Annotated in this window: 7 protein-coding genes; 6 read left to right on the forward strand and 1 reads right to left on the reverse strand. The window is 63.6% G+C overall.

Going from position 1 to position 7016, the window contains the following annotated elements:
• Window positions 1-22: 22 nt before the first annotated feature.
• From mnmG to FJ414_RS19570, 6 genes are all read left to right on the forward strand, one after another.
• Entirely contained in the window at window positions 23-1897 is a 1875-nt protein-coding gene (gene mnmG / locus FJ414_RS19545) for a tRNA uridine-5-carboxymethylaminomethyl(34) synthesis enzyme MnmG (protein ID WP_140645983.1), read from the forward strand.
• Window positions 1894-2529 carry a 16S rRNA (guanine(527)-N(7))-methyltransferase RsmG gene (gene rsmG, locus FJ414_RS19550; RefSeq protein ID WP_140645984.1) on the forward strand — a complete coding sequence of 212 codons (636 nt, stop codon included), beginning with the start codon at window positions 1894-1896 and terminating at the stop codon, window positions 2527-2529. Before mnmG ends, rsmG begins: the two co-directional genes overlap by 4 nt.
• Before the next feature lie 17 nt (window positions 2530-2546).
• Window positions 2547-3344, forward strand: a complete 798-nt coding sequence (locus FJ414_RS19555) for a ParA family protein (RefSeq protein WP_140645985.1) — start codon at window positions 2547-2549, stop codon at window positions 3342-3344.
• A 65-nt stretch (window positions 3345-3409) separates the two neighbouring features.
• Entirely contained in the window at window positions 3410-4303 is an 894-nt protein-coding gene (locus FJ414_RS19560; RefSeq protein WP_140645986.1) for a ParB/RepB/Spo0J family partition protein, read from the forward strand.
• 807 nt (window positions 4304-5110) lie between these two features.
• Window positions 5111-5737: a DUF1326 domain-containing protein gene (locus tag FJ414_RS19565; protein ID WP_140645987.1), complete on the forward strand. Its 627-nt coding sequence runs from the start codon at window positions 5111-5113 to the stop codon at window positions 5735-5737.
• 31 nt (window positions 5738-5768) lie between these two features.
• Window positions 5769-6557 (forward strand): DUF2182 domain-containing protein, encoded by a 789-nt coding sequence (locus tag FJ414_RS19570; protein ID WP_140645988.1) that lies wholly within the window; start codon window positions 5769-5771, stop codon window positions 6555-6557.
• A 125-nt stretch (window positions 6558-6682) separates the two neighbouring features.
• On the opposite strand, the gene FJ414_RS19575 is transcribed toward FJ414_RS19570, so the two are convergent.
• Window positions 6683-6970, reverse strand: coding sequence for a GIY-YIG nuclease family protein (locus tag FJ414_RS19575; protein ID WP_140645989.1), 288 nt, complete (start codon window positions 6968-6970; stop codon window positions 6683-6685).
• Window positions 6971-7016 lie beyond the last annotated feature (46 nt).

Below are 7016 nucleotides of genomic sequence, written 5' to 3' on the forward strand. Positions count from 1 at the left end.
CTGAAAGCGGATTCTTGGAAAAATGACCGATCACTATGATGTGGTGGTGGTGGGCGGCGGCCATGCCGGCTGCGAGGCGGCGAGCGCTGCCGCGCGCGCCGGCGCCAGGACCGCGCTGGTGACGCTGCGCTTCGATACGATCGGCGTCATGTCCTGCAATCCGGCGATCGGCGGCCTCGGCAAGGGCCATCTCGTGCGCGAGATCGATGCCATGGACGGGCTCATGGGCCGCATCGCGGATGCCGCCGGCATCCAGTTCCGCCTGCTCAACCGCCGCAAGGGGCCGGCCGTGCGCGGTCCGCGCACCCAGGCCGACCGCAAGCTCTATCGACTTGCCATGCAGGCCGCGATCGGCGACCAGGCCAATCTCGACGTGGTCGAGGGCGAGGTTCTCGATCTCGCAATCGAAGACGGGCGCGTGGCGGCCGTGCTGGTTTCGGGCGATCGGCGCTTGGCCTGCGGCGCGGTCGTGCTGACCACCGGCACGTTCCTGCGCGGGCTGATCCATATCGGCGAGAGGAAGATCGTCGCCGGCCGCATGAACGAACAGGCAAGCCATGGGCTTTCGGCCACCATGGCGCGTGCGGGCTTCAAGCTCGGGCGCCTGAAGACCGGCACGCCCCCTCGCCTCGACGGCCGCACCGTCGATTGGGCGTCGCTGCAAAGCCAGGCGGCGGACGAGGATCCGGTGCCGTTCTCGCTGATGACGGACGCAATCATCAATCCGCAGATCCATTGCGGCATCACGCGCACTATGCCGGCGACGCATGACCTTATCCGGGCCAATCTCGGCCGCTCGGCCATGTATTCCGGCTCGATCGAAGGCGTCGGGCCGCGCTATTGTCCCTCGATCGAGGACAAGATCGTCAAGTTCGGCGACCGCGAGGGCCATCAGATCTTCCTCGAGCCGGAAGGCCTCGACGACGACACCGTCTACCCGAACGGCATCTCGACCTCGCTGCCGGAGGATGTGCAGCTCGACATCCTGAAGACCATTCCCGGGTTGGAAAAGGCGACGATGCTGCAGCCGGGCTATGCCATCGAATACGACCATGTCGATCCGCGCGAACTGAAGACGACGCTGGAGACGAAGCGCGTGGCCGGCCTGTTCCTGGCCGGGCAGATCAACGGCACGACGGGTTACGAAGAGGCCGGCGCGCAAGGTCTGCTCGCCGGCATCAACGCGGCGCGCAAGGCTTCGGCAAGCGAACCGGTCGTGCTCAGCCGCACCGAGGCCTATATCGGCGTGATGGTCGACGACCTGACCAGCCGCGGCATCGCCGAGCCTTACCGGATGTTCACCTCGCGGGCGGAGTTCCGGCTGTCGCTGCGCGCCGACAATGCCGATCAGCGGCTGACGCCACTGGCCGACAAGCTCGGGATCGTGGCCTCGCCGCGGATGCAGAGGTTCGGCGAGATCGCACTGAAACTCGATCAGGCCCGCGTCCTGGCAAAGTCCGTTACGCTGACGCCGAACGAAGCGGCGCGGCATGGGCTGGAGATCAACAAGGACGGCGTGCGCCGCTCGGCCTATGAGCTTTTGGTGCATCCGGGCGTCGACATGGCGTGGCTGACGCGTGTCGAGCCGCGCTTTGCCGCGCTTGACGCCAAGACGGCGGAGCGACTCGAAACGGAAGCGAAATATTCGGTTTACCTTGATAGGCAGCAGGCCGATGTCGCGCAGATCAGGCATGAGGAATCGCGACTCATCCCCGAGATTATCGACTTTTCCGATGTTCCCGGACTTTCAAACGAGCTGAAGCAGAAGATGAAGACCCGCCAGCCGCGTTCGATCGCCGATGCTCAGCGGATGGAAGGCATGACGCCCGCTGCGCTGGCCATCATCGTGGCTCATGTCCGCAACGCCGAGCTCGCCGCGCGAAGGGACGTGGCGTGAGCGCCTGGGACGATCTGCAAAAGGCGGCGGGTCCGGTTTCACGTGAAACATTCGAGCGGCTTCGGGCCTTCGAAGAGCTGTTCCTGAAATGGAACCGCAGCATCAACCTGACGGCGCCATCGACACTGGACGATGTCTGGCGCCGCCACATCCTGGATAGCGCCCAACTCGCGCGAATCGCACCCACTGCCACGCGCTGGGTCGACCTTGGTTCGGGCGGCGGGTTTCCGGGATTGGTGCTCGGCTTTCTGCTGGCCGAGCGTGCCGGCGCATCGATCGACCTGGTCGAGAGCAACCGCAAGAAGGCTTCGTTTCTGCAATCGGTCATCGGTCAGTTCAATTTGCCGGCACGGGTCCTGGCCAAGCGCATCGACGACAGCTATGCGCTTGTTTCCGCACCGGAAATCGTAACTGCCAGAGCGCTGGCGGCCCTTCCGGATCTGCTCGACCTGGCTGCGCCGTGGCTGACCAAAGGGTCACGCGCGCTCTTCCATAAAGGCCGGGATTACCGTGCCGAGGTGGAAGAAAGCACTCACCGCTGGGGCTTCGATCTGGTAGAACATTCGAGCATGACCGACCCACACGGCGTCATCCTCGAAATCACCGAATTGCGCCCGGCGAAACAGCAATGAATTACTGGCATAGGCCCATGAGCACAGCACCGCGTATCATCACTGTTGCCAACCAGAAAGGCGGCGTCGGCAAGACGACGACGGCCATCAATCTGGCCACGGCGCTGGCCGCGATCGGCGAGCGCGTGCTGATCGTCGATCTTGACCCGCAGGGCAATGCCAGCACCGGGCTCGGCATCGACCGCAAGGACCGCACCGTCTCGTCCTATGACGTGCTGACGGGCGAGCTCGATCTGGAAGCAGCCGCCGTGCCGACGGCGGTGCCGGGCCTGTCCATCGTGCCCTCGACGCTCGACCTGCTCGGCATCGAGATGGAGATCGCCTCGGCGCCCGACCGCGTGCTCAGGCTGCGCAATGCGCTGCGCGCCGCCGCCGAGCGGTCGGCGCCGTTCGGCTATGTGCTGATCGACTGCCCGCCCTCGCTCAATCTTTTGACTTTGAATTCAATGGCCGCGGCCGATTCCGTTCTCGTGCCGCTGCAATGCGAGTTCTTCGCGCTCGAAGGTCTGAGCCAATTGCTGGAGACGGTCGAGCAGGTGCGCAGCAGCATCAACCCGGATCTCACCATCCAGGGCATCGTGCTCACCATGTATGACGGGCGCAACAACCTCGCCAACCAGGTGGTGCAGGATGTGCGCACCCATATGGGCGACAAGGTCTATGAGACGATCATTCCGCGCAATGTGCGCGTTTCCGAAGCGCCGTCCTATGGCAAGCCGGCGATCCTCTATGACCTGAAATGCTCGGGCAGCCAGGCTTATCTGCAGCTCGCCTCCGAGGTGATCCGCCGCGAGCGCAAGCTGCGCGCCGCCTGAGCGCGCCCTTTGTGGCAGCTTTGGTTAATTAGCCAATTCGATTCCGAAACGATCTGGACAAACCAATGAGCGAAGACCAATCAAGAAAAAGACTGGGCCGTGGCCTCGCGGCGTTGATCGGCGAAATCGACCGGCCGGCGGCGCCGGAAAAGCCAAGCGCGGCGGTCGCGGCGGACGGCAAGGTGCCGATCGAATTCGTCAGCCCGAACCCGAAGAATCCGCGCCGGCATTTCGGCGATGCCGAGCTCACCGACCTCGCGCAATCGATCCGCGAGCATGGCGTGGTGCAGCCGGTGGTGGCGCGCCCCTCGCCTTCGCAGCCCGGCCGCTACGAGATCATCGCCGGCGAGCGGCGTTGGCGGGCGGCGCAGCGCGCCGGCCTGACCGAGATTCCGCTGATCGTGCGCGACGTCAACGACCGCACCGCGCTGGAGCTGGCGATCATCGAGAACGTGCAGCGCGCCGACCTCAATCCGGTCGAGGAGGCGCAAGGCTATCAGCAGCTGATCGACGAGCACGGCTACACCCAGGCCGATCTCGGCCAGGTGATCGGCAAGAGCCGCAGCCATGTCGCCAACACACTACGGCTTCTGAAGCTGCCCCCCGTCATCCATAGCATGCTGGTCGACGGCGATCTCTCGGCCGGTCATGCCCGCACGCTGGTAACCGCGGAGGACCCGGCCGGGCTCGCCAAGCGCATCGTCAAGGAAGGGCTTTCGGTGCGCCAGGCGGAAGCGCTGGCGCAGATGCCCGCCGGCCCGACACCGGCCAAGACCAGGCCCGCGGCAAGCGCGTCGGACAAGGACCCCGACACGCTAGCGCTCGAGAAGCTGATGACCGATACGATCGGCATGATCGTCAGCATCGAGCACAAGGGCAAGGGCGGCACGCTCAGGGTCAACTATCGCTCGCTGGACCAGCTCGACGAGTTGTGCCGGCGGCTGAAGGACGAGCGGTAGGCGGCTGCGGCGCAACGGTATTTGCTGGAACCTGAGGTTTTGGCTTAAGGCTGGATATGCGTGATATATCGGTGATAAACAGGGCTTGGGCGATGCGCCGGCCCTTTTTTGTTGCGCGCCGATCATTGAAGGCGGGTGGCGGCAGATCTCCGACTTGAGGGAGTTGGCCGACAGGACAGGAGGGACGCTGTCCGGCCAGCGTATCAGCGCTTCTCTAGCCCCAACCCACGCGTCGTTATCCCCGGGCTTGACCCGAGGATCCATTCCGTGACCGAGGCCGAAGGGCTCAGCGGTACAAAATTCTGTAAACGTTGCAATGCCTTAGCGTCACGGAATGGATTCTAGAGTCTGCGCGCGTCGCTCCGCTCCTTGCTCAGCCCTGGAATGACGACGGAGATGGTCGGCGTTCCTTCGCGCCCCCCTCTGTCCTCCCGGACATCTTCCTCACAAAGGCCCACGGGGAGATCAGCAGGCGCGTCGGTTTTCGCCAATCACAAGCGTTTTGCAGCACAATCGCGAAACACAGCCTGTCGCGTCAGTGCATCGGACAGGTTCTGCCGTTTGCGCGTCGGCAGCACCGCTGTCTGCAGCCGCACGCGGCCGAGCGACCCGACGTTCCAGCGCCGGCGCCCTCCGCTTGACAGCCCGGGGCAACGGCGTACCTTCTATTAGCTCGAACTTAAGTTATGCCCCGGCGTGCCGATCAGTCGCGATGAGGGCTCTCTGCCGTTCCGATCGTGTTCGTGAAACGGCACCGCCTCGCCAAAGCGATATGCCCGACGCGCCTGACGCAAATGGGAGGTGCAAATGGCGGTCAGTTGGCAATTGTCTGGAAGTTACTTCGAGAACTGCAGCTGCGATGTCGTATGTCCCTGTCTGCTGTCCACCCAGGCGCAGCTGACGTCGAAGCCGACGAAAGGCGTTTGCGACGTTGCCCTGGTCTTTCATATCGACAAGGGCAGTTTCGGCGACGTTCGATTGGACGGGCTCAATGTCGCGATGGTTGCTCACACGCCAGGTCCGATGGCGGACGGCAATTGGACGGCGGCGGCCTATATCGACGAACGGGCGGATGACCGGCAAACAGAGGCGCTGGGCGCCATCTTCACCGGCGCCGCGGGTGGGCCGATGGCTGCCTTCGCGCCGATGATCAGCACCAATCTCGGAGCGAAGAAGGCGCCGATCAAATACCAGGTCGACGGCAAGAAGCGGTCGGTGGAGGTTGCCGGCGTGATGCAACTGGCGGTCGAACCGTTGCCGACAATGCGCGAGGATGGCGAGATGTGGGCGGCCACCGGCCATCCCGTCAATCCAGACTGGCTCGGCCTGGCGATGGGCGCGGAAGGCAATACGTTCAGCGACCATGGCATGAGTTGGGATAATTCGCGCCGAAACGCGCACTACGCTCCGATCAATTGGTCCGGCCAGCAATAGTCCTTGACCGCATGGCCGGACGGGCTCGCCCATGACGCTGACACTGCAGCGAAACATCGTTCTCGCGCTGCTGATTGCGAGCGCCGCGGCGTCGTGGACTGTGCTCATCCGACAGCAGATCGGCATGGACGCGGACATGCGCATGGAAATCTACTCGCCCACCATGGGCATGACGGCGCCGCTCTTTCTTGCCGTCTGGATCGTCATGATGATTGCCATGATGTTTCCGACGGCCGCCCCGATGATCCTGACGTTTCACCAGGTTCAAGCGGCCAAGCGGGGGCGCGGCGAGACCTTCGTCTCCACCTGGGTGTTCGTGGCCGGCTACATGCTGGTTTGGAGCGCGATTGGCGTTCTCGCCTTTGCCGGCGCGGCCGGCGCGGAGATGCTTGGCGGGCAGATGGGAATGTCTGCCGCGATGGCCGCGCGCATCGGCGGCGTGCTGCTGATCGTTGCGGGTGCTTATCAGCTCTCCCCATTGAAGGATATTTGCCTGGCCAAATGCCGCACGCCCATCGGTTTCATCCTGACCTCATGGCACGACGGTCGTTGGGGCGCGGCACGCATGGGCATCGAGCATGGAGCCTTTTGTCTCGGCTGCTGCTGGCTCCTGTTTCTCGCCCTCTTTCCGCTCGGGATCATGAATGTCGCCGCAATGGCCGTGGTCACCTTGCTGATCTTTGCGGAAAAGACCCTCCAGTCAGGAGAGCGGATAGCCAAGCTGTCGGGAATCGCTCTGCTCCTTTACGGCGCGGCGGTGCTGGTCTTTCCACAGGCGCTGCCGACCTTCCAGCCGATGGACGCGATGATGATGAATTGAGAATTGAGCAACGACAGGGCAGGACGTATCCTTCGTCATTCTAGGGCGGAGCAAGGAGCGAAGCGACGCGCGCAGACCCTAGAATCCATGCCGTGACGGTTGAGAGCCGCCACGGTCCAGAACGCTCACCAGCCGATTCCGCGAAACAGCTCGAACCATTCCAGGTTGCTCTTCTCGATCAATTCCATCTTCCATTGGCGTGGCCAGCGCTTCAATGATGTCTCACGCTGGATGGCGTCGGTGATGTCGAGATGCTCTTCGTACCAGACCAGACGCTGCACACCGTAACGGCTGGTGAAGCTGGAGCCTTGGCCGGTCTTGTGCTCCGGCATCCGACGAGCAAGGTCATTGGTGACGCCGATATAGATCGTGCCGCCTTTCTGGCTCGCGGTCATGTAGAGGTAGCCTGTCATGTGGCGATCTTACCTGGCGCCATTGCCAGCCGCTATTCTGGACCGT

The sequence above is a fragment of the Mesorhizobium sp. B3-1-6 genome, assembly GCF_006439555.1.
Classification (GTDB): Bacteria; Pseudomonadota; Alphaproteobacteria; order Rhizobiales; family Rhizobiaceae; genus Mesorhizobium.

What these genes read in the sequence shown, in the direction of transcription:
- FJ414_RS19555 (WP_140645985.1), top strand. Translation starts at nt 2,547, where the DNA reads ATGAGCACAGCACCGCGTATCATCACTGTTGCCAACCAGAAAGGCGGC.
- FJ414_RS19560 (WP_140645986.1), top strand. Translation starts at nt 3,410, where the DNA reads ATGAGCGAAGACCAATCAAGAAAAAGACTGGGCCGTGGCCTCGCGGCG.
- FJ414_RS19575 (WP_140645989.1), bottom strand. Translation starts at nt 6,970, where the DNA reads ATGACAGGCTACCTCTACATGACCGCGAGCCAGAAAGGCGGCACGATC.
- FJ414_RS19570 (WP_140645988.1), top strand. Translation starts at nt 5,769, where the DNA reads ATGACGCTGACACTGCAGCGAAACATCGTTCTCGCGCTGCTGATTGCG.
- FJ414_RS19565 (WP_140645987.1), top strand. Translation starts at nt 5,111, where the DNA reads ATGGCGGTCAGTTGGCAATTGTCTGGAAGTTACTTCGAGAACTGCAGC.
- mnmG (WP_140645983.1), top strand. Translation starts at nt 23, where the DNA reads ATGACCGATCACTATGATGTGGTGGTGGTGGGCGGCGGCCATGCCGGC.